Consider the following 21,942-nt stretch of genomic DNA (forward strand, 5'->3'; position numbering starts at 1 on the left):
TCATACGATACGATATGAAACGGTTGCCTAATTTTTCATTATAGAGATTGTGAAACGAAATCGCAAATGAGGGAGAACAATGAATCATCCCCATTCTATCGCCGTGATGACGGAAATTTCTCAGACGACGGACTCACACGTTCGCTTTGGATCCATACATGAATTTTGCAAGGAATTAGCAGAATATAGCAAGCAGCAGCAGCTTTCTCTATACGTCACTTCCTTATCGATGTACTTAGAAAATGAAAACATCGGCTATCAGTGGATGAACGGGGAATGGACGAAAACGGAAGTCCCACCGGCAAAAGTCATTTATAACCGCATTCATTCGCGAAAAACGGAATATTCCCGCTTATTTGAACGTCTTATCCGCAAACTCGAAGATGAACATGTCCTTATGTTTAACCATCGCTTTTTGCACAAATGGGAAGTGCATGAGCATTTGCTGAACCATGCGCACTTGCATCCGTATTTGCCGAAAACGGAATTGTTCGCAAAAAAACAAACGCTCGACCATTTTCTCGAACAATTTCCCGTTACTTTTATCAAACCGGTCCACGGCAGTCAAGGACGCCATATTTTCCGCATCGAAAAAACGGAAAGCGATTTTCGCCTTGACTATTCTACGCTCACAAAAGATATGGAGCGGCACTACACTTCTACTTCATCGCTGTTTGCGGCTTTGAAAGAACAAATGAAGTCGGCAGCCATCATTCAACAAGGCATCGCCATCCAGACGATGGCCGGGCGCCCCGTTGATTTCAGGCTGTCATGCCACCGCATCCATGGCGGCGAATGGCGCGTGACATCCGCTGTCGCGCGCATCGCCCAGCAGGAACAATTTGTCGCCAATCTCGCCCGCGGCGGAGAAATCGTTTCCATCGATACCGTGCTTGGGCAATGGTATCGGCGAAACAAAGCGTTCCAGCTAAAAATGCTGTTAAAAGAAATCGCGCTAGAAACGGCTTCCGTGCTCGCAAACGAAGCCAACGGATTATATGGAGAGTTCGGCATTGATATAGCGATCGATCAAGAAAACAAACCGTGGATCATTGAAGTAAACACAAAACCGTCAAAACAAACCGATACGGCAACGCCCAACGCCCTTATCCGCCCTTCCGCTAAAGCGATTATTGACTATTGCTTATTTCTGATCGAACAAAAGGAGTGAGTACAATTGATTTCGTTTGGATTCGTCACGATCTATGATCAGCAAGAGATCGATTATTCCACGGAAATTGCCAAACGGGCTGAGCGTTATGGCATTACCGTCTACCGCTTTACCCCGCTTGATATTGATCCATTGACGGAAAAAGCGCGTGGCCTGCAGTTTCATGCCGCTACGCAATCATGGATCGAGAGCGTTTTTGATATTCCCGACTTTTTATATGACCGCTGCTTTTATCGCGCGGATGATCGCTCGAAAAAAAGCAAACCGATCATGCAATGGCTCAAACAGCGGGCGGATATTACATTTTTAGGATACGGGTTCCCAAGTAAATGGGATTTGTACAAAAAGATCATCGATCATCCACTGCTTTCCTATTATGTTCCTAAAACCGTGCTCCTTCGTTCCTCCACCGATTTGCTGCACATGATCCGGAAAGAAAAAGCCGTCATTTGCAAGCCTGCACACGGTTCGCGAGGCAAGGGCATTTATGTTGTAAAACAAGTGGAAGGACATCTGCATATTCTGAATGCAAGCGGCCAAACCATCGCCACCATCAAGCGAAAAATAGATTTACAACAGTGGATGGAAATACTGCTTCGCCGCTCTTCGTATCTTATCCAACCGTTTTTCCCTTTAAAAACGAAGCAAAATGAGCCGTTCGATGTGCGTTTCTTCTTCCAAAAAAACGAACATGGAAAATGGAGCGAACGCGGCAGAGGAGTAAGAGTCGGGCCTCCGGGAACAATCATCGCCAACGTCAGCGCCGGCGCTTCCATTTTCGATTTTTCCGAATGGTTCAGCCAAATTCCTTCCCCACAGCGCCTTTTTATTGCCGACGGAATCGAAACAATCACAAACGTGCTGCCATCTTACTTGGAAGAGCAGTTCGGTCCGCTGTTTGAATTAGGTGTTGATCTTGGAATCACAGAAGAAGGCGCCGTATGGCTGATCGACATCAATTCGAAGCCGGGCCGAAAAATCATTACTTCGCTCGCTCCTGAAAAACTTGATGCCATATATGAAGCGCCCCTGCGCTATTGCCTGTTTCTCGCAAACGGGGTGAATGTCCGATGAAATATTCATTAACGATACAAGAGGGCGAAGAAAATACGGTTTACCTTCCTCCTGATGTTTCACTTTCCGGGCAAACGATGGTATCTTTTGGAAGCATGTCAACGGCATGCCGCTTCGTTTCATCTCCGCTTTTAGACAAACAAATTATCATTACGAATGATGTCGCCAAACGCTTATACATCCCATTTTCTGCCGACGTTCATCTATTTTTCGCTGAAGACACCGTCCACCTAGGCCCGCTCGTCGGCATTTTTACCGCCGGATTTACGAAATCGCCGCTTCGTCCAGTGGGAAAACGAAGCTTTTTCTTTGCCAAATTGCTGTCACAAGAAAAAAAGGTTGGGGTATTCGCCTTTGTCTTCGGAGCACATCATATCAACTGGGAAAAAGGAACAATAACCGGCTATTTTTATACAGAAAGCGGCTGGACGCAACGTGAAGTTCCGTTTCCAACCGTCATTTACAATCGCCTGCCAAACCGGCGAATCGAAAACGCCGAAACATTCCAAGCAATTAAAGAAACATTAAAAACAGAATACGGGATCCCCTGGTTTAACGAAAACTTTTTTAACAAATGGGAAGTATACCGACTGCTCGAAAAGCATCCGCTATCGCGCCCCTATCTTCCAGACACATCGTTTTATCCTACGATTGAAACAGCTGATCAATTTTTAAAACGTTATGGAGAAGTGTATTTAAAGCCCGCCAACGGCAGTCGCGGTCTAGGCATTCACCATATTTTAAAAAAAAATAGGAAATACGAATGCCGATTTCGAGATCAGCGCGGCGCGAACCGCTCACAAACGTTTTCAACGTTATCCTCTTTATGGGAAGATGTCTTTTCGCACCAAAAATTAGACTCGTATATTATTCAACAAGGGATCCGTCTCATAGAAATCAACGGGAGAAAAGTCGACTTTCGCGTTCATACGAATAAAAACGAAGAAGGGATTTGGCAGGTGAGCGCGATTGCAGCGAAAATCGCCGAAAAAGCGAGCGTGACAACCCATATTCACAACGGAGGCATCGTCAAAACGGTCGAAGAAATTTTCCCTGACCGAAGCGCTCGCGACCATATCCTCCGACAACTTTATGACGCCGCCCTTACCTTAAGCCGCTGCCTTGAAGAACAGCTTCAGATGAACATTGGCGAAATCGGATTTGATCTTGGCATCGACCGGCAATATCGGATTTGGATGTTTGAAGCAAATTCAAAACCGGGGCGATCAATTTTTACACATCCGAAGTTAAAACAATATGACGAATTAACAGCGATGCTTTCACTTGCGTACGCTGTCTATTTAAGCAAGAAAACGATCGATAAACGAGAGGCGTTATTCACATGACGATCATTTTCTACAATCACGAAAAAAAGCAATGGTTTCACCAAGCCAAGAACCGTTCCTATATGTTTGGATACCGGCATCGATTGCGTTTTGCTAACGACACGCCATCTTTTTCGCTTCCCGTGAAAGAAAGGAACGGAAAAATCGGGCCGGTTGTCGGCATTATGATTAGCGAATCATCCATTCCCGCGCTTTTAAAACGAAAAAAACAATATGTCGAACTCATCGCCCATTCGCTACAAAAAGCGGGAAGCGTCAGCGTAGTGCTTCCATTCAGCGCCATCGCGGAACGATCCGTTCAAGGATATGTATTTGTTAATGATCTCGAACGATGGATGCCTGTTACCGCCCCGCTTCCCGACGTTTTTTACAACCGCGTCAAAAGCAGAGCAGAAGAAAAAACGGAAGCGTTCCAACAGGCAATCGCCTTTTTAGACAATCTCCGCATCCCGTTTTTTAATCGTTCTTTTTTGACGAAGTGGGAACTATACGAAGCGCTGAAAAACAACGAGCGATTGCGGCCGCATTTGCCAGCAACGATCGAAGTTCATGGCGTTGACGATATACGAATGATGCTGCAAATATATAGAAGTGTTTATGTTAAGCCAAATGAAGGAGCGAAAGGAAAAGGAATTTTTCGTTTAACTTCTTCTCCTTCGCAAACATATGTCATTTATGAACAAATAAACGGTCAAAAAACGCTTGTTTCCCTCGATGAGCTTGCCCCATTGTTTGCCTCAGCGCGCTATGTCGCCCAACAAGCGATCGATGCCGATACGTGGAAAGGTAGCCGCTATGATTTGCGCGTTCTTGTTCATTATCGGCGCGGCACTTACACAATAAGCGGCATCGGTGCGCGGCTGGCGCAAGCGCAGCAACTGACGACGCACGTCCTAAACGGCGGAAAGCTTCTGCCGTACTCCAAGGTGAAAAACCGGATCGATGAAAGGCTGCTGCGCGATATAATGGACGAATGCGGGAAAGAAATAAGCAAATATTTCGGATTCATCGGTGAGTTTTCCGCAGACATCGGCCGAAGCAAAGATGGGCAGTTATATTTGTACGAACTGAACGCCAAACCGATGATTTTTGATGAACCTGACATTCAACGCTCCGGAACAAAACAACTTATCGCTCTATTTGAGGAACTAACTGGGTTTGCATCATCGTAAAAAATAGCCGGCTATATTGAATCGCCTGTTGCAATGATTGGTCCGCCGCTTTTCGCGCAGCGCCCGACAACTTTTCACTTGCTCTTTGGCATAGCATCCCTTTTTCTAATTCGTTGCAGCAAAGCGCATGCACAAAATCAGCAACCGAAGCTTTCACCGTCTTTTCCTCAACAACGCTTTCTTCATATGCTCCAGCAAGTAAATGATGAATGTATTGCCATAGCTGATATTGGCGTTGTATATCTTCTAAATACAATGCCAATTGTTGCTTCCACATTTCATTGTCCACCATTTCCGCTAACTGTTCTGCTAGCTGCGCTGATCTTCTTGTCGCGCGCAGCAGCTGTTTCACGGTGTGCATCATCCCTCTTCCTCCTTGCTTGTCCGATTTTTTGTCATATATATGATCAAGACGGATAATCTATTCCCACATCACACAAACTAGAAAAAACAAGGAGGGACCCTCATGATGGAGCGAAACAAACCGTCTCATCAAGATTCGCGCTATGAAGGACGCGATCAATACCATATGGACATCGACCGCATGATCAATGAAGGAATGGCTGGAGGCTATGTCCGCGGCTACGGCGATGCCGTAAACATCGAGGAAACGCGCGATTTAGTAAAAGAAGAACCCCCTTATGAGACGACATAACAACTCTAAAGCCGATTTTCCTTTTTATCAAGAAAATCGGCTTTTCTTTTTGTATAATGAAGTAAAAAACATTAAGATGATGAAGAAAGGAAACGTCACCATGCTTGAACGGCTACAATCGTACTATAAGGACGCGATCGTCATTAATGAGCAAGTCGACGACATCGCCGCATATGAATGGTTTTATACGAAAGACGGTGATAAAATTGGAATTTGCAAACAGCGTCTATCGGAACAAGAAAAACAATTATTATCGATTTTTCTGACACCGATTCCGGACACGGATCGCATGATGAGCGATGAAGAAACGGCATGGCATAGGTGGATCATGCACGGGGATCCAACGATGCTGCGGCATTTTTCCTCCCATTCCCCTTATTACCGCTTTATCCATTTTTTGACAAAACAATCTGTAGCAAATAAAGACGATTTTTACGATGCGATTAGCGGGCTGTTTCCAGAACGTATTATTATCGTTTGGGAACACGACCATCGCGGCGTCATTATTGAAAAAAAGCAAAAGCCAACGCCGGACCCGCTGCCATTTGCCGAAATGGCGGACACGCTATCGACCGATTTTTATGTCACCCTTCATCTGTTTGTTGGGCAAATCCATCGATATAGCGAACATCTTTATGAATCATTTTGCCATGAAAGGCGATGTTTCCAATTAGCACAAACATATATGCCAAAACAAACGGTGTATCAAATGGAAGATATCATTCCGCTCCTGCTCATTCATCATCATTCCGAACTGGAAATGGTCAGAAAGTCGCTCCCTTTTCTGGAAACATTGGATGATGAATGGCTCCATATCATCAAAACATTTTTCCAATGTGATCTTAACGTTTCCCTAGCGGCAAAAAAGCTATATATGCACCGCAATAGCTTACAATACCGCATCGATAAATTTATTGAAAAAACAGGAATGGATATTAAACATTTTAAAGGAGCGGTCGCCGTTTATCTGGCCATATTGTTGAAAGAGTACGTAAACCATTAAGCTGCTTCCCCCGATTTTTGATCAAGTGACCGCTTCCTGAAAATCATGTCCATCTAAGCGGGCATGTGCACACATAAGCGCATCCTTTATTCTAATCCAATCTATTGATTAAGCCTCGAAATTGAGTAGAAAAAACGGCAAACAGCCATTTTGCTTTTCCAGGCCCCAAGTTCACTCAACTAAGAGGGGAATTTTGCACAATAAATTCGGACTTGATTTGCCTATTTGTCAACTTGCCTGAAATCCCCCTCTTTTTTTGTGCATGTTGTCCATTTACGAATTCTATCATTTTCCGGTACGCTGAAAGCAGTTGAAACCGATTTCGTCATAGGGGGAGTGAGAATATGGCAGAGCTTCGTTTAGAACACATTTATAAAATTTACGATAACAACGTGACTGCCGTAAAAGATTTTAATCTACATATTAAAGATAAGGAATTTATCGTCTTTGTCGGTCCGTCCGGCTGCGGCAAATCGACAACGTTGCGGATGATTGCCGGTCTTGAGGAAATTTCGAAAGGCGACTTGTATATCGACGGCAAACGCATGAACGATGTTCCGCCAAAAGATCGCGATATCGCGATGGTGTTCCAAAACTACGCGCTTTATCCGCACATGAGCGTCTACGATAACATGGCGTTCGGATTAAAATTAAGAAAATTTCCGAAAGCGGAAATCGAACGTCGGGTTCGCGAAGCAGCGCGCATTCTCGGCCTTGAACAATACTTGGACCGCAAACCGAAAGCGCTTTCTGGCGGACAGCGCCAACGCGTCGCGCTAGGACGTGCCATTGTCCGTGACGCAAAAGTATTTTTAATGGACGAGCCGCTTTCAAACTTAGATGCAAAGTTGCGCGTGCAAATGCGGTCGGAAATCGCCAAATTGCATCAACGTTTGGAAACGACGACGATTTACGTTACACACGATCAAACGGAAGCGATGACAATGGCAACACGGCTTGTTGTCATGAAAGACGGCGTCATTCAACAAGTTGGCACGCCAAAAGAAGTGTACGAAAAACCAGAAAATATCTTTGTCGGCGGCTTTATCGGTTCCCCTGCGATGAATTTCTTAAAAGGGACGTTGCAAGATGGCAAGTTTGTTATCGGCAATATTACTTTTGGTGTTCCAGAAGGAAAAATGAAAGTACTTCGTGATCAAGGCTATGTTGGAAAAGAAGTTATTTTAGGGATTCGTCCGGAAGACATTCATGACGAACCTGTCTTTATCGAAGCGTCTCCAAACACAAAAATTACCGCTAACGTCGAAGTTGCCGAGCTGCTCGGTGCTGAGACGATGGTTTATTCGAACATTGACGGTCAAGAATTTGTCGCGCGCATTGACGCGCGTACCGAAATTAAACCGGGTTATCAGCTAGACCTTGCATTGGATATGAACAAAGCACACTTTTTTGATATCGAAACAGAAAAACGAATCCGTTCCGCTGACGAAAAATAATAAAATCGTTGGTCGTAACAGGCAGGCTCTAGCCTTAAAAAGCTAGAGCCTATTCTTTTATCAATTTCACTTCCTCATGACGGCAGCGCGGACAGTAAAAAAGATGCGCGCATTCATGATGAGCGAATGTCTCCGGATATCCATCAACCAATTTCATCATATCCGTATCCATATAAGGACTGTAATCATCAAAATAATCGGTAACCTTTCCTTGATCTTCCATTTGCTGCTGGCAATAAGAACAATGCACCGTCAAATTATATAAACCGTTGCAAAGCGGGCAAATGCGCATGATATTTCCTCCTAAAAGCAGCTCCTTATTTTACATATTCCCTAACATCAGCAACAGTAAAACGTAAAAAATTACCATAAGCCGTGAATGAATAAGCAGCGAAAAACGTTTCAAACTATTAGTACCATTGCCAAACAACACATTGGGTTCAGCCTAGCTTGGCGGCATGCTGACAATGGCATGCGTTGCTGGTGCAAATCCAGCCGACCCAACCATCAAATCTTAAACAAGGAGATGATTACACATGGCACGCAACAACAGTTCTAATCAACTGCTAGTCGCTGGTGCGCAACAAGCAATCGATCAAATGAAATACGAAATCGCCCAAGAATTTGGCGTTAACCTTGGCCCTGACACTACTTCTCGGGCGAACGGTTCCGTTGGTGGAGAAATTACAAAGCGCCTTGTCGCAATGGCTCAACAACAACTTGGTGGTCAATTCGGCAACGTCCAATAACACAACTTCATATACCATGGCTAAAGCCCCAGGCGCGTTTGCCTGGGGCTTTATTTGTCTTGTTACTCGATAAGTTGTAAAAATTGTCTTGTGCGTTCATGTTTTGGAGAAACGAGCAACTGTTCTGGAGCTCCTCTTTCCACGATGATTCCCCCATCCATAAAAACCACTTCATCGGCTGCTTCTTTCGCAAACCTCATTTCATGAGTGACGACGATCATTGTCATTCCTTCATTCGCCAAACTTTTCATGACTTTTAGCACTTCACCGACAAGCTCCGGATCTAACGCCGATGTCGGTTCATCAAACAGCATGACTTCCGGTTCCATGGCGAGCGCCCGCGCGATCGCGACGCGCTGCTGCTGCCCTCCAGACAGCTGAAACGGATAATGATGGGCTTTATCTTTCAGCCCCACTTTCTCCAACAATGCCATCGCTCTCTCGCGTACGCGCTCTTTCTTTTCGCGCTTGACCGTGACAGGTCCTTCCATGACGTTTTCAAGGGCGGTCATATGGGGGAACAAATTATAGCTTTGGAACACCATTCCTGTCAGCCGGCGAAATTCATGAATCTCTCGTTTCGTTACAGGATTCGAAAAATCAAGCTGTCTATTCGCTATCGAAATTTTCCCTTTTGTCGGCACTTCAAGCACGTTTAAACAACGCAAAAACGTCGTCTTCCCTGAACCCGATGGACCAATAATGACCACTACTTTCCCTTTTTCCACCGTAAGATCGATTCCCTTTAATACTTCTACGTCTCCAAATTGCTTATATAAGCCTTGAACAGAAATCATCATCGTATCTCCTTATCGCTATCGTGCAATGTAACGATTTAAACGCTCTTCGACTCGGTTTTGCACAATTGATAGTAGAAAGCAAATAATCCAATAAATGATTGCCGCTTCAGTATATAACAACAAGAATTCATAGTTCGTCGAGGCAATTTCCTGCGCTTTGCGAAACATTTCCGAAACAAGGATGAGCGATGCAAGCGATGTATCTTTGACTAAACTGATAAACGTATTTGACAGCGGTGGAATCGACACACGGGCCGCTTGCGGAAATATTACTCGGCGCAATGCCTGTCCCGACGTCATTCCTAATGAATACGCCGCTTCCCATTGCCCTTTCGGAATCGATAAGATAGCGGCGCGGATAATCTCTGAAGCATACGCACCGACGTTTAACGAAAAGCCAATGATGGCCGCAGGAAACGAAGGAATCGTAATGCCGATGTTCGGCAGGCCGTAAAAGATAATAAACAACTGGACAAGCAGCGGTGTTCCGCGGATGGCCGATACGTATATTCTCGCAATGATTTCTAATACTTTTACTCCAGAAATGCGCGCCAATGCTGTGGCAATCGCCAATATTAATCCAATGGTAAACGTAATAATCGTCAGTGGAATCGTATAATACAAAGCCCCCTTCACCAGCGGGAGAAGGGAACTCTGCGCGATAGATACTAATCGGTCTACCCGTTCAGGGTCCATCATCACATTATTTAGATACATCTTCACCAAACCATTTCTCGGAAATTTTGGCGTATGTGCCGTCTTTTTTCATGTCTTCTAACGCTTTATTCACAGCTTCCACCAACGTTTCGCTGCCTTTGCGGAACATAAACCCGCTTTGAGATGCATCACTGTGCTTTGCCACAATTTTAATTGGCGCGTCTGGCTTTTGTTTCAAGAAATCAAGAACGGATAGGTTATCGTTAATGGTAACGTCCACCCGCTTAGAACTTAACAATTCGACCGCTTGATTAAATCCTTCCACACCAACAATCTGCGCGCCGTACGACCGCGCTAAATCCGCAAAATTGCTTGTCATCGATTGTGCCGCTTTTAGCCCTTTTATGTCTTCAAATTTAGATACTTTATTGTTATCTTTATGGACGACTAACACCGCCATAGAAGTAATATACGGATCAGAAAAATCATATTTCTGTTGCCGGTCTCGGCGAATTCCGACTTCGTTGGCAATCATGTCAAACCGTTTTGCGTCCAATCCCGCAAACATCGCATCCCATTGTGTTTCCATAAACACAGGCTTGACGCCGAGACGCTTCGCTACTTCTCTTGCCAAATCCACATCAAAACCGGTTAACTTCCCGCTTTTATCATGAAACGTAAACGGCGGATATGTCCCCTCTGTTCCAATGCGCAATTCTCCTTCTTTTTTCACTTGCGCTAACAAATCAGTTTCTTGATTGCTCGATTTTTCTTTGGATTGCTGATTGCCGCATGCGGCCAACAACAAAATCGAAGCTGTCAATAAAAGAAGCAAACTTTTGCCAAAAAATCTTTTCATATATTTTGAACCTCCATCATTCCGATTGGTTTTTAGAGACATATGTTATAGTAAAAAAATTTGCATAAGATGTCAAACGTTAAAAAGGATAAACACCAAAACAAAAAAGGAGCTTCTCGCTCCTTACATATTTTCCACTAACGGCTGCTCATTTAATGAAACAAGCACTTTCCTAATTCTGCGATTTTCGACTTGTTGTACGGTTAAAGTAAGCGGGCCATAATGCAACGTTTCGCCAACGTTAGGAACGCGTTCGAACATTTCGAATATCCAACCGCCTAGCGTATGGGAAGAGCTTTCCGGTGTATCAATTTTCATTATTTCGCAAAATTCATCCAGCGGAAGTTCAGCGTTAAATTCATAGCTGTTTTCATCGATTTGTTGAATATTTTTTACTGCTTCATCATGCTCATCCCATATTTCTCCAACAATTTGTTCAATAATGTCTTCAAGCGTGATTAATCCCGCCGTACCGCCAAACTCATCAACAACAATGGCCATATGCACTTTGCTTTTTTGAAATTCCGGCAGCAGATCGGAAATTTTCATCGATTCGACGACGAACAATGGTTTACGCAGTAACGCGCGAACGTTTATCTCTTTTTGTTGCACAAGCTCACTAAAAAAGTCACTTTCCGATAAAATACCAATCACATTATCAATATCTTCCTCATACACCGGTATACGGGAATACTTTTCCTCTAGGAAAACATCGCGAATTTCCTCAATCGGCTGATTGACTTCGACCGCGACCATATCGGCCCGTGGCGTGAAAATTTCACCAACTAAAATTTCATCAAAATCGAGCGAACGATGAATTAATTCTTTTTCTTTGTTGTCAATGATGCCTTCTTCCTCACTCAAGTCAATCATTACTTTAATCTCTTCTTCCGTTACTGCAGGAACAACCGTTCCATTCGTAAACCATTTCACTACACGATCTCTTACGGCATTAAATAATGTTGTAATCGGAGAAAGCAGTTTCATCAATGCATAAACAATTGCTGCATAATGAATCGACAATGATTCCGCATGCTCTTTCGCAATCGATTTTGGCAAAATTTCACCGAAGATTAAAAGAAGCACGGTCATGACGATAACCGCAACAATAAGACCTGCCCGTTCGCCAAGCGTTGTTGTCGCGATGTCTACTAAAAACGCGACGGCAACAATGCCTGCGACTCTGTTTGCCACAAGCGCCGTCAATAAGACGCGGTCTAAATTTTCCATGATATAATTTACTCGCTTGCTGCCACGGTGGTTTTCTTCCACATAATTTCTCAGGCGAATTTTATTCGCTGAAGAAAATGCAGTTTCCACCGAAGAAAAGAAAGCGGTCAAAACAATACAAAGAAAAAACCATCCCAACAGGCTCAGAGGCAACTCTTCCAAAGAATCTTCACACTCCTAAATAAAAAAACATGCTTTGTATTAGTATTGATTTTCATACTTATACTTATTTATATGATTATCATATCAAATTTTTCACCAAATGCCTATCATCTAAATACCACATGATATAACAAAACTGCAGGATGATTCCTGCAGTTTTGTTACGATTCGATGATACAAGAGCCGATCAAATACACGAGCACGAGCAATGAAGCAATGTTTAACGTTACGGATAATTCTTCCATTTAATGCCCCTCCTAACAATAGTCATCCCCGTTATCATGGTAACATAGCGCTTTTTTCGATACGCAAGACATTTTATACAACTTTTCGACAATTTTATTAACTTCCCGCGCGTTTGCCGCTTTTGCTAGGAAAGAGAAGGGAAGCATCCATTCTCTTATTTTCCGTTCATCGGCAAGAGACGGAACAAAAAAGGAGCTTCGCAGATAGAAGCTCCTATCCTAAATAACGATAATAAATGGTTTTTGCCTCTTGGACATCTTTTGTCCCATGAATGAGCGCGCGTCCATCTTGAAAGACGACAAGCCGCTGCTCTCCAAGCGGCACAGAGACAAGATACGGGTTGGCGTCTACGCGCAATCCTTGTTTGGCAAACAATTCGGCAAGCTCCTGCAAATCGTAATTTCGTTGTCCAGCCGGGCGAATTTGCACGGAATTTCGTCCGCATAACACTGCCGTTTTCGGCTGTTGGTCATAAGAAAGGTAAGGGTACGATGGATGAGCGCCGCAAGTTGGGCAATCATCTTTTTTTACTTGATCCACGCGAATCGCCGCATACTGATTTTTCCATAAATCGAACGAAACGAGCTTATTACGAAGCGACGACCAATCTTCCACAAGAATTTTCAGCGCTTCTGCCACTTGATACGCGACGACCATTTGCACAGCAGGACTAATAATTCCTGCCGTATCACATGTCAAACCGCCCGCTGGCACCGTCTCAAGCAAGCAGTGAAAACAAGGGGTTTTCCCCGGAATAAACGCATAGCTGATGCCATAGCTTCCAACACACGCGCCGTAAATCCACGGAATGTGATATTTATACGCGGCATCATTAATGATCATGCGTGTATCGAAGTTATCTGTCGCATCGATCAAAAGATCTGGCTTTCTCTCGCTGACGAGCTCCTCGAGCTCCTGCCCCGTTACATCGCCGACAATGGCATCAATCGCAACATCGGAATTTATCTCTTCTAGCCGCCGCTTTGCAGCAATTGCTTTTGGGATGCGCTCTTTTGCGTCCGCTTCGCTATATAATTGCTGGCGCTGTAAATTGCTCCATTCGACATAATCGCGGTCAACGATCGTGAGTTTGCCGATGCCCGCGCGCACGAGCGCTTCCGCATTTCCTGTCCCTAATGCTCCCGCGCCAAGCACAAGCACATGTTTCTTCGCTATCTTTTTTTGCCCTTCTTCGCCGATTGGTGCAAACAACTCTTGTCGAGAATACCGTTCATTCAAACAACACTCATTCCTTCCATTGGACTACTTGCTGTTGCATACCGTTTTTTCGGAATTCTGCCTGCCTCATAGCCGAGACGTCCGGCTTCCACGGCAAGCTTCATCGCTTTTGCCATTTTGACTGGATCGGCCGCGCCGGAAACGGCAGTGTTCAACAGCACTCCGTCAGCTCCCAGCTCCATTGCCATCGCTGCATCCGCCGGGCTGCCAATTCCAGCGTCAACAATCACTGGGACGGTCGCCTGCTCAATAATGAGGCTTAAGTTTAACGGATTGACAATGCCCTGCCCGGAACCGATCGGAGAAGCTCCCGGCATAACCGCATGGCAGCCAAGCTCTTGCAGCCGTTTTGCGAGCACGACGTCATCAGAAGTATATGGAAGAACGATAAAGCCTTCTTTCAACAATATCTCTGCCGCCTTTAACGTCTCGACTGGGTCCGGAAGCAATGTTTTTTCACAGCCGATCACTTCCACTTTTATCATATCACATAATCCCGACGCTTTGGCGAGCCGTGCGATTCGCACCGCCTCCTCGGCTGTTTTCGCCCCAGCCGTATTCGGAAGAAGCTTATATTTTGTCAGATCTAAATTTTCCAAAAAATTCGGTTGGTTTGGTTCAAAAATGTTCATCCGCCGTACAGCAAACGTTAAAATTTCCGCTCCTGACACTTCGACCGCTTGCTTTTGCACTTCCATATTTGGATATTTTCCTGTTCCGAGCAACAGTCTTGATTGAAATTCATATGGTCCGATTTTTAACATATCAACCGCCTCCCACAAAATGAACGATTTCGACTTTATCGCCGTTGCATAACGTTGTTGTCTCATATTGCTGTTTTGGGATAATCGTTAAGTTTACTTCCACAACCGCGATTTTTTTATTCAATTGAAAATGGGCGAGCAAATCGCTGACCGTTTTCACTTCATTTGGAACCTGGATCGATTCGCCGTTAATCATCAGTTCCATTATCTTCCCACCTTTGCTTGATATCGTGTAAGCGAAAATGGAGCAAGATCGATTTCGCTTTCTTTTCCTTCAATGAGATCTGCCAACAATACGCCGGTGATCGGGCTTAACAAAATCCCGTTCCGATAATGGCCAGTGGCAACCCAGACGCGCTCGTAGCGGGGATGTTTTCCTATGTACGGCAATCCATCTCCCGTTTGCGGACGGGTTCCGCTCCACGCTTTTTCCCATTCGGCATTTTTCAGTTCGGGAAGAAGGCGCTGCGCCCGTTCAAGCAAACTCATTATTCCTTGAATCGAGACTTTTCGGTCAAATGTGTGCGGCATCGACGTCGCCCCGATCAGCAACCGATTTTCTCGCTTCGGAACGATATAGCAGCCGTTTTTCGCAAATACGGTCGCCTGAATGAGCGGTTTTTCCGTTTTGACCAAAAGACATTCCCCCTTGACCGGATGTATTGGCAGCGAAATGCCCGTTTTTTCAAGCACCCGCGAAGACCATGCTCCCGCCGCCACCACCACGGCATCTGCTGCGATCTCACCGTGATTGGTATGGATTACATAAGAATGATTTTCACGCTGTAAATCGATGAATTCCGTATACTCATGCCATTTTGCCCCATAGGCAATCGAAGCGTTCGCAAAGGCAAGAGCAAAATCTGGAGCGCTCACCTGCCCGTCTGATGGAATATACATAACGCCCGTTAAATCGCGGGAAACGCGCGGCTCCATTTCCGCTAATTCGGCACCGGACAGCCATCGCACCGGATCATCGGTATTCCGCCAAAATTCGTAATGGCGGCGAAGAGCCGCTGCTTCTTCCTCCGTCACTGCCACTTTCAACATGCCTTTCTGCACAAGCCCAATGTCGATTCCGGTAAGTTCTTTTAATTCCTCCGCAAGCTGTGGAACCATCGCCCGACTTTTTAGCGCAAGCGGAATGAGCGGGCTCTCTTCGGCAAATTCAGACTGCGCGCCAAGCATTCCTGCTGCCGCGCTAGACGCTTGGCTCGCCATCCGCCCTTTTTCAAACACGCCGACACGGAAATGGCGTTTCGCCAACTGGAAGGCGATGGAAGCGCCAATAATTCCGCCGCCGACAATCGCGACATCATAATGGTGACGTTCCATTTAAATCCCCTCTCCTTTTTTGGTAACGTTTTCTTTCGCATTCATGCCATTTTCTTTACGATTTTCGCAAGTTTTTTCGCTTCGCCAACTGGATCTTTAGCACAAAATACCGCTGACATGACGGCAATCCCATGCGCGCCGGCTTGCAGCACTTGCTCCGCATTATCAGAACAGATGCCGCCAATCGCAATAACAGGAATATTCACATGATGGACGACATTTTGCAATGACTCTATTCCGCGCGGCGGCTCTCCTAGCTTGCTTGCCGTTGGAAAGACGTGGCCGTATATGCAATAATCAGCGCCGCTTTTTTCCGCTTCCATCGCTTCTTCAAGCGAATGGACTGAACAGCCGACAGACAGCGAGGGAAAATGCCGTTTCACTTGCCGCACCGGCAAACTATGATGCGCAAGCTGGACTCCTTTTACTCCAAAAACAACTGCCACGTCAATTCGATCGTTGACAACGATTTTTTTAGGTGGTATTCCTCGCCTGATCAACGCGGTGAGAAACTCGGAAATTTCCCGCGCTGTTTTCATTTTTTCCCGCACATGAATCACGTCCACATACGGATGAACGCGGGCGCAAATCGCAACGAATTGCTCTAAAGGCTGTTTGCCTGTCGAAATAATGTGAAGCTGTCGTTCCACTTTCATCCCTTGCTTTCTACCGCACATCTTCCACCGGAATGTACGGATAATGAACTCCCACGTAATAAGCTGTTGCCGTCACCACGATAAAAACAACAACAAGCACGATATCGTGTTTGCCAAACCCGATTTCGTAATAAAACGTCCGCTTGGCGCCGTCCGAAAAACGCTTTGCTTCCATCGCAACAGCAATGCGCTGAGCGCGGCGGATGCTTTGTGATAAAAGCGGAATCGCATACCGCTTCATTTTTTCAAACAGCCCATTATTTACACCCCCCCTTACCTTTAGAGCGTTTCTCACCGTTTGAAATTCCTCGATCATAATCGGGATTAAGCGGACGCCGGCTAAAAAGCTGTAAGCGTATTTTGGCTTTAATTTTAACTGCTGCATCAGCGAGTAAAATAAGCGGACCGGCCTTGTCGTCAGCGAAAACAAAAGCCCAAGGAGCGCGAACGAAAGCGCGCGAAATCCAAGATGCATTCCGCGCAAAAAACTTTCTTCCGTCACATGTATAAGCCCCCAGCGAAACCACGTCGTCTTACCCTCGCCAAACAAAATCATCGATGACGCGGTCGAAACAAACACAAGAAAAAACGGCAAAAATAACAGCAACAAAAACTTCCATGGATAGCCGGTATACAGGATAAATAACAAGAGAAGTCCGAACGAAAAATTGATTAAAACATTTGGATTGTGCATGAACAACACACCGATAAACAACAAAATGAGCACAATCAGTTTTAAGCTCGGATTCGTATGATGCAGCCACGTTTCTCGATAATGAATGTTCCATTTCATTGGTGTCTATTCCCCCTGCACGGACAGCACCGCCGCTTTGGATGGATGTTGCAAAATGGGTTCATCTTTCACAAGCCGCCCGTCTTCAATCACCCATCTTCTTGTCGCGAAATGTTTGACGATGTTTTCGTCATGGGTGACCATCATAATCGCTGCCCCTTGCTCGCGATATGATTCCAACAGTTCAAGCAGCGCAAACGTATTTTTCGCGTCTTGCCCAAACGTCGGCTCATCGAGCAGGAAAATTCGCTGTCCACTTACAATCGAAGCAGCTACGCTTAAACGGCGTTTTTGTCCCATCGAAAGCTGATATGGATGTTGATTTTGCTGTTCCCAAAGGTGGAAGCGACGCAGCAATTGTTCAACCGTTTCTGTAATTTCCTCTTCACTTCGTTTTTCCAAACGAAGCGAATATGCAATCTCCTCCCGCACGGAATTAGCGACAAACTGAAATTCCGGATTTTGAAAGACAAACGCAATCAAACGATGAAGCTGTTTCAGCCGCTTGCTGTCTTCTCCGTATAACTCATATGTTCCGTCTGTGCGGATCAGTTTCATCAACGCGTGCAACAACGTGCTTTTCCCGGCACCGTTTTTGCCGGTAATGGCAATCCATTCCCCCGCACGCACAGTCGCTTCATCGACGCGTATTTTTACATCGCGCAGGCGGTATCCACGAAATTGGCGAAGATGAATCATTTTCTCTTGTTGGACGGCCGCCCGCCGGTATTGCCGCTTCGCTATATATTCATCCCAGACGCCAGGATGCCAAATGCCTTGGGAAGCAATGACGTCTTTATAATTAGAAAACACCGTTTGCGCTTGACCATCAGCAATGATCTTGCCTTGATCGTTCAATAAAATAATCCGATCGACGAAATCAAGCACATGATCGATTTTATGTTCGACGATGATCACTGTTTTGTCGCGAGCGATTTGTTTGACCGTCTGCCAAATCGCTTTCGTCCCTTCTTCGTCAATCATCGCCGTCGGTTCGTCCAAAAACAGCACATCCGGCTCTAACGCGAGCGCGGAAGCAAGGGCGAGCCGCTGCTTCATCCCTCCCGATAACGTATGAATATCAGTATGTGGATCGACAAAAAGCCCAACCGCTTCTAGCAGATTTTCGATCCTCTCTTTCATCTGTTCGCGCGGCACACCGATGTTTTCAAGCGCAAAGGCAATCTCTTCATCGACAAACGGCATGCAAAATTGTGAATCAGGATCTTGAAAGACATAACCCCAATGATCGGGAAGCTGCACCCGTTCCGCTTTCATCGGAACGTCGATTGAATGCGGAATCAAGCCAGACAGCACTTGCAACAATGTCGATTTTCCGCACCCGGATGGACCGAGCAACAACACTTTTTCTCCTTCGTAAAATGTGATCGATAAATCTTTGAATAACAGCGTATCTTTCCCAGGAAATTTCAAGCGCAACCGTTCCACAGAAGCTATCGGTTTCATCGTTCGCACGCCACCTTTTTAACGATCAAGCGCGTCGTAATCATCTTTTGAAGCTGGACGCAGCATTTGTACCACTCCCGTTTTTTCCAACGCCTTTACTAGCGAAGCAGCGAAAACACCAGAAATGACAATCGCGCCAATAAAGCGGGCGATAAGGAATAACGCCAAGTTCCAAGGAGCCAGTGCTTCAATATACCCTTTGTAAAAATCCATCACAAGCGAACCGATCGTCGAGCCAATCGCTCCAAGCGACACGACCAACGCGTCAAATCGTTTATAGCGAAATGCGGCAAACACTGCTTCCGCTAAAAGTCCTTGCACAACTCCGTAAATGAGCACTTCTAACCCCCATTCGGAACCCATAATCAATTCTCCAGAAGAAGCAGCAATTTCCGCCAATAGCGCGACGCCCGGTTTACGAATCAACAAGTACGCCACCGACGCAGCGATAAACCACATGCCGTAAATCAATTGATCAATATGGAAGCCGAGTGGCTTAACAGAGTAATAAAGCGGCCCCCAAATTTTATAGATGATCCCAAAAACGACAGCAATCACAATTGTCGTTAAAATATCAACGAGCCTCAATCCTTTAGTTGTTGCTGGCATGTTCTCTTATCTCCTTTCTTGCTGATGGCCATGTTTCTAAACGATATGCCATTTCCCAAAATTCGTACTCATATTCACTGCTAATAAGAAAATGCTGCTCCATCCGCTTGCGATCAGATTCGGTAACTGCTTTGGCGATCGCATCCAAACGGGCGATTTGCTCTTTCACTAGGCCGCGAAACCATTCGGAGCTGTATGTTCCAATCCATTTCTGATAGATTGGCTCTTCTGGCTGGCAATCTTTTAATCTCTCGCCAATTTCATAATAGAGCCAATAGCACGGCAAAATCGCTGCAATCACATCTCCTAGATGTCCTTCGTACGCAGCCCGGTACATATGCGACGTATATGCGTATGCGGTTGGGGCCGGAATAAATGACGCTTTCTCTTCTTCCGTGATCCCAAGCAGCTCGGCAAACGTCTCATGCAAAGATAATTCCGCTTCACATGTGCTTTGGGCATGATGCGCCATGCGTGCGGTTGTCGCCAAATCCGGAGACTTCGCCGCTCCAAGCGCTTGCACTCTCGCAAAATGGCGCAAATAATATGCATCTTGCATGACATAATAACGAAAACGAACAAGGTCTAGCGTCCCTTCCCCCAACTCTCTCACAAAAGGATGTTCAAAACTTGCCTGCCAAATGGTGTCGGCCTTTTTCCGCAATTCCATCGCAAACGACATCTTTATCTCCCCTTTTAAAAAAATAAACACCACTTCCTTTACAAAAGCGCAAAGAAAGTGGTGTTAAACACTAGTCGCCAAAAAACACGGAAAAACCACGACTGCGCCACTCCACTTCCCTACGCTGGTATTACCCAGATCAGGTTCTAAGGGTCTCAAAGGCACACTTTGATCTCAGCCTTTCTGAAGGCCCCCCTAGTGGATTGTGCGTCCGCTATGAAATTTTCTTATTTGAGTATATCATATCACTGTGAATATCATTGTCAACCCTTTTTCGGCTACGCATCCGAAATTTTCGCCACATCGCCTATATAACGCGTTTCCCCTTCGCGCCCTGCCGCGTTCGTCAGGCGCTTCACCGCTGCATATGCTTGAATTTTTACACCGACGATCGTTTTCAGACTGGCCATCTGTCGTTGCCGATAATCGTATTCCCTATGCCAATCCAATGCGCTTTTACTTGCTTTCTCAATCCCCAACCTGCCGCTGCGATCATCTGATCTATATCCCCGCATGTTGACACGCTGTCCACATTGCTTCTTTTGCCGCAATTCTGTATCATAGAAAAAGCAAACGACTACATCATCATAATGGAGTGGAGAACGTGGCAAACGTATTTTTAAAACGAAAGCGGAAAAAACGGTTAGAACAAGGACATCCGTGGATTTTTCAAAGCGAAGTCGATTATATTGAAGGTGATTTTGAGCCAGGCGATTTTGTCGATGTATACAATCATCAACGCTACTTTTTGGCAAAGGGCTATATTAACCCGAAATCGCAAATTATTGTGCGCGTTTTGACACAAAATCCCGATGAAGAGCTAAATGAACAATTGTTTGTCGCCCGAATCCGCAAAGCATGGGAGTACCGCCAGCGAATGATTCCCGGCGTTCGCTCATGCCGTGCCATTTACGGCGAAGCCGACTTTTTGCCGGGGCTGATCGTCGATAAATACGAAGACGTGCTTGTCGCGCAAATTCTTTCTCTTGGAATGGAAAAACGGAAAGACTGGATTTTGCGCGGCTTGCTGGAAGTTTTTCAGCCAAAAGCGATTTATTTGCGCAATGACGTGTATGTCCGCGAGCTGGAAGGATTGCCTCAAGAAAAAGGCTTTTGGTACGGCGAGTCGGAAACGGAAGTGCTGATTGAAGAAAACGGCGTCAAATATATCGTTGACATTGAAAACGGGCAAAAGACGGGATTTTTCTTCGACCAAAGACAAAACCGCGCGGCGATTAAACCGCTTATTAACAGCGATACAACGGTGCTCGATTGTTTTACTCATACCGGTTCGTTTATGCTCAATGCGTGCTTATATGGAGCGAAACACGTCACCGCGGTCGATATTTCCGAACACGCTATTGAAACTGCAAAGCGCAATGCGGCGCTAAACGGCTTTACCAACGTCGATTTTGTCGTCGCCAATGCCTTCGATTATTTGCGCGAAGCAGTTCGCGACGGAAAGAAATGGGATGTCGTCATCATTGACCCGCCGGCGTTTGCGAAATCGGCACAAGCCGTTCCGAAAGCGTTGCGCGGCTATAAAGACATTAACTTAAACGGCTTAAAGCTTGTCAAAGATGGCGGCTTTTTCGTCACCGCCAGCTGCTCGTATCATGTTCACGCCGATTTGTTCCAAGCGATGATCGCAGAAGCGGCGTTTGACGCGAAGAAAATTTTGCGGCAAGTGTACTGGAGCGGCGCCGGCTACGACCATCCGAAGCTGCTTGCCGCCGACGAAGGCGATTATTTAAAATTTGCCATTTACGAAGTGCGCTCGCGCAGGTAAATAGTAGAAAACGCTTAGGATTATCAC

The 21,942-nt window shown here is 45.6% G+C and carries 25 protein-coding genes and 1 riboswitch; of the genes, 9 read left to right on the top strand and 16 right to left on the bottom strand.

What is annotated here, in order from left to right:
• The first annotated feature begins 79 nt into the window (after positions 1–79).
• Genes MWM02_RS15605 through MWM02_RS15620 form a run of 4 tightly spaced genes read left to right on the top strand, consistent with a single transcriptional unit; the run spans position 80 to position 4,763 of the window.
• Positions 80–1,171, top strand: a complete 1,092-nt coding sequence (locus MWM02_RS15605) for a YheC/YheD family endospore coat-associated protein (RefSeq protein WP_064552586.1) — start codon at positions 80–82, stop codon at positions 1,169–1,171.
• A gap of 6 nt (positions 1,172–1,177) precedes the next feature.
• Positions 1,178–2,245, top strand: a complete 1,068-nt coding sequence (locus tag MWM02_RS15610) for a YheC/YheD family endospore coat-associated protein (protein ID WP_244402400.1) — start codon at positions 1,178–1,180, stop codon at positions 2,243–2,245.
• Positions 2,242–3,591, top strand: coding sequence for a YheC/YheD family endospore coat-associated protein (locus MWM02_RS15615; RefSeq protein ID WP_244402401.1), 1,350 nt, complete (start codon positions 2,242–2,244; stop codon positions 3,589–3,591). The genes MWM02_RS15610 and MWM02_RS15615 overlap by 4 nt, the downstream gene beginning before the upstream one ends.
• Positions 3,588–4,763 carry a YheC/YheD family endospore coat-associated protein gene (locus MWM02_RS15620; protein WP_064552589.1) on the top strand — a complete coding sequence of 392 codons (1,176 nt, stop codon included), beginning with the start codon at positions 3,588–3,590 and terminating at the stop codon, positions 4,761–4,763. The genes MWM02_RS15615 and MWM02_RS15620 overlap by 4 nt, the downstream gene beginning before the upstream one ends.
• On the opposite strand, the gene MWM02_RS15625 is transcribed toward MWM02_RS15620, so the two are convergent.
• On the bottom strand, positions 4,720–5,127 hold the full coding sequence (locus tag MWM02_RS15625) for a hypothetical protein (protein ID WP_232509611.1): 408 nt from the start codon (positions 5,125–5,127) through the stop codon (positions 4,720–4,722). The genes MWM02_RS15620 and MWM02_RS15625 overlap by 44 nt on opposite strands.
• Before the next feature lie 102 nt (positions 5,128–5,229).
• Between MWM02_RS15625 and MWM02_RS15630 the strand changes: the two genes are divergently transcribed.
• The 3 genes from MWM02_RS15630 (at position 5,230) to MWM02_RS15640 (ending at position 7,878) form a co-directional block, all read left to right on the top strand.
• Positions 5,230–5,418 carry a hypothetical protein gene (locus MWM02_RS15630; RefSeq protein WP_081260437.1) on the top strand — a complete coding sequence of 63 codons (189 nt, stop codon included), beginning with the start codon at positions 5,230–5,232 and terminating at the stop codon, positions 5,416–5,418.
• A gap of 100 nt (positions 5,419–5,518) precedes the next feature.
• The gene (locus MWM02_RS15635) at positions 5,519–6,421 is read left to right on the top strand and encodes a PucR family transcriptional regulator (protein ID WP_244403637.1); all 903 of its coding nucleotides are present in this window, start codon (positions 5,519–5,521) and stop codon (positions 6,419–6,421) included.
• Positions 6,422–6,765: 344 nt separating this feature from the next.
• Positions 6,766–7,878, top strand: a complete 1,113-nt coding sequence (locus tag MWM02_RS15640) for an ABC transporter ATP-binding protein (RefSeq protein WP_064552590.1) — start codon at positions 6,766–6,768, stop codon at positions 7,876–7,878.
• 49 nt (positions 7,879–7,927) lie between these two features.
• Here MWM02_RS15640 and MWM02_RS15645 read toward each other — a convergent pair whose 3' ends face one another.
• Positions 7,928–8,170 (bottom strand): hypothetical protein, encoded by a 243-nt coding sequence (locus MWM02_RS15645; protein WP_064552591.1) that lies wholly within the window; start codon positions 8,168–8,170, stop codon positions 7,928–7,930.
• 244 nt (positions 8,171–8,414) lie between these two features.
• On the opposite strand from MWM02_RS15645, the gene MWM02_RS15650 reads away from it, so the two are divergent.
• Positions 8,415–8,627, top strand: coding sequence for an alpha/beta-type small acid-soluble spore protein (locus tag MWM02_RS15650; protein ID WP_064552592.1), 213 nt, complete (start codon positions 8,415–8,417; stop codon positions 8,625–8,627).
• A gap of 62 nt (positions 8,628–8,689) precedes the next feature.
• Here MWM02_RS15650 and MWM02_RS15655 read toward each other — a convergent pair whose 3' ends face one another.
• The 14 genes from MWM02_RS15655 to MWM02_RS15720 all read right to left on the bottom strand — a co-directional run bounded on the left by MWM02_RS15655 (position 8,690) and on the right by MWM02_RS15720 (position 20,641).
• Positions 8,690–9,424, bottom strand: coding sequence for an amino acid ABC transporter ATP-binding protein (locus MWM02_RS15655; RefSeq protein WP_064552593.1), 735 nt, complete (start codon positions 9,422–9,424; stop codon positions 8,690–8,692).
• Positions 9,425–9,442: 18 nt separating this feature from the next.
• Positions 9,443–10,144: an amino acid ABC transporter permease gene (locus tag MWM02_RS15660; protein WP_064552594.1), complete on the bottom strand. Its 702-nt coding sequence runs from the start codon at positions 10,142–10,144 to the stop codon at positions 9,443–9,445.
• Entirely contained in the window at positions 10,131–10,943 is an 813-nt protein-coding gene (locus tag MWM02_RS15665) for an amino acid ABC transporter substrate-binding protein (protein WP_064552595.1), read from the bottom strand. The genes MWM02_RS15660 and MWM02_RS15665 overlap by 14 nt, the downstream gene beginning before the upstream one ends.
• A 123-nt stretch (positions 10,944–11,066) precedes the next feature.
• Positions 11,067–12,335, bottom strand: a complete 1,269-nt coding sequence (locus MWM02_RS15670; RefSeq protein WP_244402403.1) for a hemolysin family protein — start codon at positions 12,333–12,335, stop codon at positions 11,067–11,069.
• A gap of 459 nt (positions 12,336–12,794) precedes the next feature.
• On the bottom strand, positions 12,795–13,820 hold the full coding sequence (locus MWM02_RS15675) for a thiazole biosynthesis adenylyltransferase ThiF (RefSeq protein WP_064552597.1): 1,026 nt from the start codon (positions 13,818–13,820) through the stop codon (positions 12,795–12,797).
• Positions 13,817–14,584, bottom strand: coding sequence for a thiazole synthase (locus tag MWM02_RS15680; RefSeq protein ID WP_064552598.1), 768 nt, complete (start codon positions 14,582–14,584; stop codon positions 13,817–13,819). The genes MWM02_RS15675 and MWM02_RS15680 overlap by 4 nt, the downstream gene beginning before the upstream one ends.
• Before the next feature lies 1 nt (position 14,585).
• Positions 14,586–14,789, bottom strand: coding sequence for a sulfur carrier protein ThiS (thiS, locus tag MWM02_RS15685; RefSeq protein WP_064552599.1), 204 nt, complete (start codon positions 14,787–14,789; stop codon positions 14,586–14,588).
• On the bottom strand, positions 14,789–15,919 hold the full coding sequence (thiO, locus tag MWM02_RS15690; protein WP_244402404.1) for a glycine oxidase ThiO: 1,131 nt from the start codon (positions 15,917–15,919) through the stop codon (positions 14,789–14,791). Before thiO ends, thiS begins: the two co-directional genes overlap by 1 nt.
• Before the next feature lie 41 nt (positions 15,920–15,960).
• A complete protein-coding gene (gene tenI / locus MWM02_RS15695) occupies positions 15,961–16,575 on the bottom strand; it encodes a thiazole tautomerase TenI (protein WP_244402405.1) in 615 nt (204 codons plus the stop codon).
• Between the two features lie 10 nt (positions 16,576–16,585).
• Positions 16,586–17,368, bottom strand: coding sequence for an energy-coupling factor transporter transmembrane component T family protein (locus MWM02_RS15700; protein ID WP_064552602.1), 783 nt, complete (start codon positions 17,366–17,368; stop codon positions 16,586–16,588).
• Between the two features lie 6 nt (positions 17,369–17,374).
• Positions 17,375–18,835 carry an ABC transporter ATP-binding protein gene (locus MWM02_RS15705; RefSeq protein ID WP_244402406.1) on the bottom strand — a complete coding sequence of 487 codons (1,461 nt, stop codon included), beginning with the start codon at positions 18,833–18,835 and terminating at the stop codon, positions 17,375–17,377.
• Between the two features lie 18 nt (positions 18,836–18,853).
• Entirely contained in the window at positions 18,854–19,444 is a 591-nt protein-coding gene (locus tag MWM02_RS15710; protein WP_064552604.1) for an ECF transporter S component, read from the bottom strand.
• Positions 19,428–20,126, bottom strand: coding sequence for a thiaminase II (tenA, locus tag MWM02_RS15715; protein ID WP_064552605.1), 699 nt, complete (start codon positions 20,124–20,126; stop codon positions 19,428–19,430). The genes MWM02_RS15710 and tenA overlap by 17 nt, the downstream gene beginning before the upstream one ends.
• Before the next feature lie 99 nt (positions 20,127–20,225).
• Positions 20,226–20,333: riboswitch (TPP riboswitch) on the bottom strand.
• Between the two features lie 71 nt (positions 20,334–20,404).
• Positions 20,405–20,641: a hypothetical protein gene (locus MWM02_RS15720; RefSeq protein WP_244402407.1), complete on the bottom strand. Its 237-nt coding sequence runs from the start codon at positions 20,639–20,641 to the stop codon at positions 20,405–20,407.
• An 89-nt stretch (positions 20,642–20,730) separates the two neighbouring features.
• Between MWM02_RS15720 and MWM02_RS15725 the strand changes: the two genes are divergently transcribed.
• Positions 20,731–21,915 carry a class I SAM-dependent rRNA methyltransferase gene (locus MWM02_RS15725; protein WP_064552607.1) on the top strand — a complete coding sequence of 395 codons (1,185 nt, stop codon included), beginning with the start codon at positions 20,731–20,733 and terminating at the stop codon, positions 21,913–21,915.
• The last annotated feature ends 27 nt before the right edge of the window (positions 21,916–21,942 follow it).

Origin of the sequence: Parageobacillus sp. KH3-4 (assembly GCF_022846435.1) — a bacterium.
GTDB classification, from domain to species: domain Bacteria; phylum Bacillota; class Bacilli; order Bacillales; family Anoxybacillaceae; genus Parageobacillus; species Parageobacillus thermoglucosidasius_A.

Excerpts from the sequence above, each read along its gene's own strand:
- MWM02_RS15605 (WP_064552586.1), top strand. The coding sequence starts at position 80 with ATGAATCATCCCCATTCTATCGCCGTGATGACGGAAATTTCTCAGACG.
- MWM02_RS15615 (WP_244402401.1), top strand. The coding sequence starts at position 2,242 with ATGAAATATTCATTAACGATACAAGAGGGCGAAGAAAATACGGTTTAC.
- MWM02_RS15620 (WP_064552589.1), top strand. The coding sequence starts at position 3,588 with ATGACGATCATTTTCTACAATCACGAAAAAAAGCAATGGTTTCACCAA.
- MWM02_RS15625 (WP_232509611.1), bottom strand. The coding sequence starts at position 5,127 with ATGATGCACACCGTGAAACAGCTGCTGCGCGCGACAAGAAGATCAGCG.
- MWM02_RS15630 (WP_081260437.1), top strand. The coding sequence starts at position 5,230 with ATGATGGAGCGAAACAAACCGTCTCATCAAGATTCGCGCTATGAAGGA.
- MWM02_RS15635 (WP_244403637.1), top strand. The coding sequence starts at position 5,519 with ATGCTTGAACGGCTACAATCGTACTATAAGGACGCGATCGTCATTAAT.
- MWM02_RS15640 (WP_064552590.1), top strand. The coding sequence starts at position 6,766 with ATGGCAGAGCTTCGTTTAGAACACATTTATAAAATTTACGATAACAAC.
- MWM02_RS15645 (WP_064552591.1), bottom strand. The coding sequence starts at position 8,170 with ATGCGCATTTGCCCGCTTTGCAACGGTTTATATAATTTGACGGTGCAT.
- MWM02_RS15650 (WP_064552592.1), top strand. The coding sequence starts at position 8,415 with ATGGCACGCAACAACAGTTCTAATCAACTGCTAGTCGCTGGTGCGCAA.
- MWM02_RS15655 (WP_064552593.1), bottom strand. The coding sequence starts at position 9,424 with ATGATTTCTGTTCAAGGCTTATATAAGCAATTTGGAGACGTAGAAGTA.
- MWM02_RS15660 (WP_064552594.1), bottom strand. The coding sequence starts at position 10,144 with ATGTATCTAAATAATGTGATGATGGACCCTGAACGGGTAGACCGATTA.
- MWM02_RS15665 (WP_064552595.1), bottom strand. The coding sequence starts at position 10,943 with ATGAAAAGATTTTTTGGCAAAAGTTTGCTTCTTTTATTGACAGCTTCG.
- MWM02_RS15680 (WP_064552598.1), bottom strand. The coding sequence starts at position 14,584 with ATGTTAAAAATCGGACCATATGAATTTCAATCAAGACTGTTGCTCGGA.
- thiS (WP_064552599.1), bottom strand. The coding sequence starts at position 14,789 with ATGGAACTGATGATTAACGGCGAATCGATCCAGGTTCCAAATGAAGTG.
- thiO (WP_244402404.1), bottom strand. The coding sequence starts at position 15,919 with ATGGAACGTCACCATTATGATGTCGCGATTGTCGGCGGCGGAATTATT.
- tenI (WP_244402405.1), bottom strand. The coding sequence starts at position 16,575 with ATGAAAGTGGAACGACAGCTTCACATTATTTCGACAGGCAAACAGCCT.
- MWM02_RS15700 (WP_064552602.1), bottom strand. The coding sequence starts at position 17,368 with ATGAAATGGAACATTCATTATCGAGAAACGTGGCTGCATCATACGAAT.
- MWM02_RS15705 (WP_244402406.1), bottom strand. The coding sequence starts at position 18,835 with ATGAAACCGATAGCTTCTGTGGAACGGTTGCGCTTGAAATTTCCTGGG.
- MWM02_RS15710 (WP_064552604.1), bottom strand. The coding sequence starts at position 19,444 with ATGCCAGCAACAACTAAAGGATTGAGGCTCGTTGATATTTTAACGACA.
- tenA (WP_064552605.1), bottom strand. The coding sequence starts at position 20,126 with ATGTCGTTTGCGATGGAATTGCGGAAAAAGGCCGACACCATTTGGCAG.
- MWM02_RS15720 (WP_244402407.1), bottom strand. The coding sequence starts at position 20,641 with ATGCGGGGATATAGATCAGATGATCGCAGCGGCAGGTTGGGGATTGAG.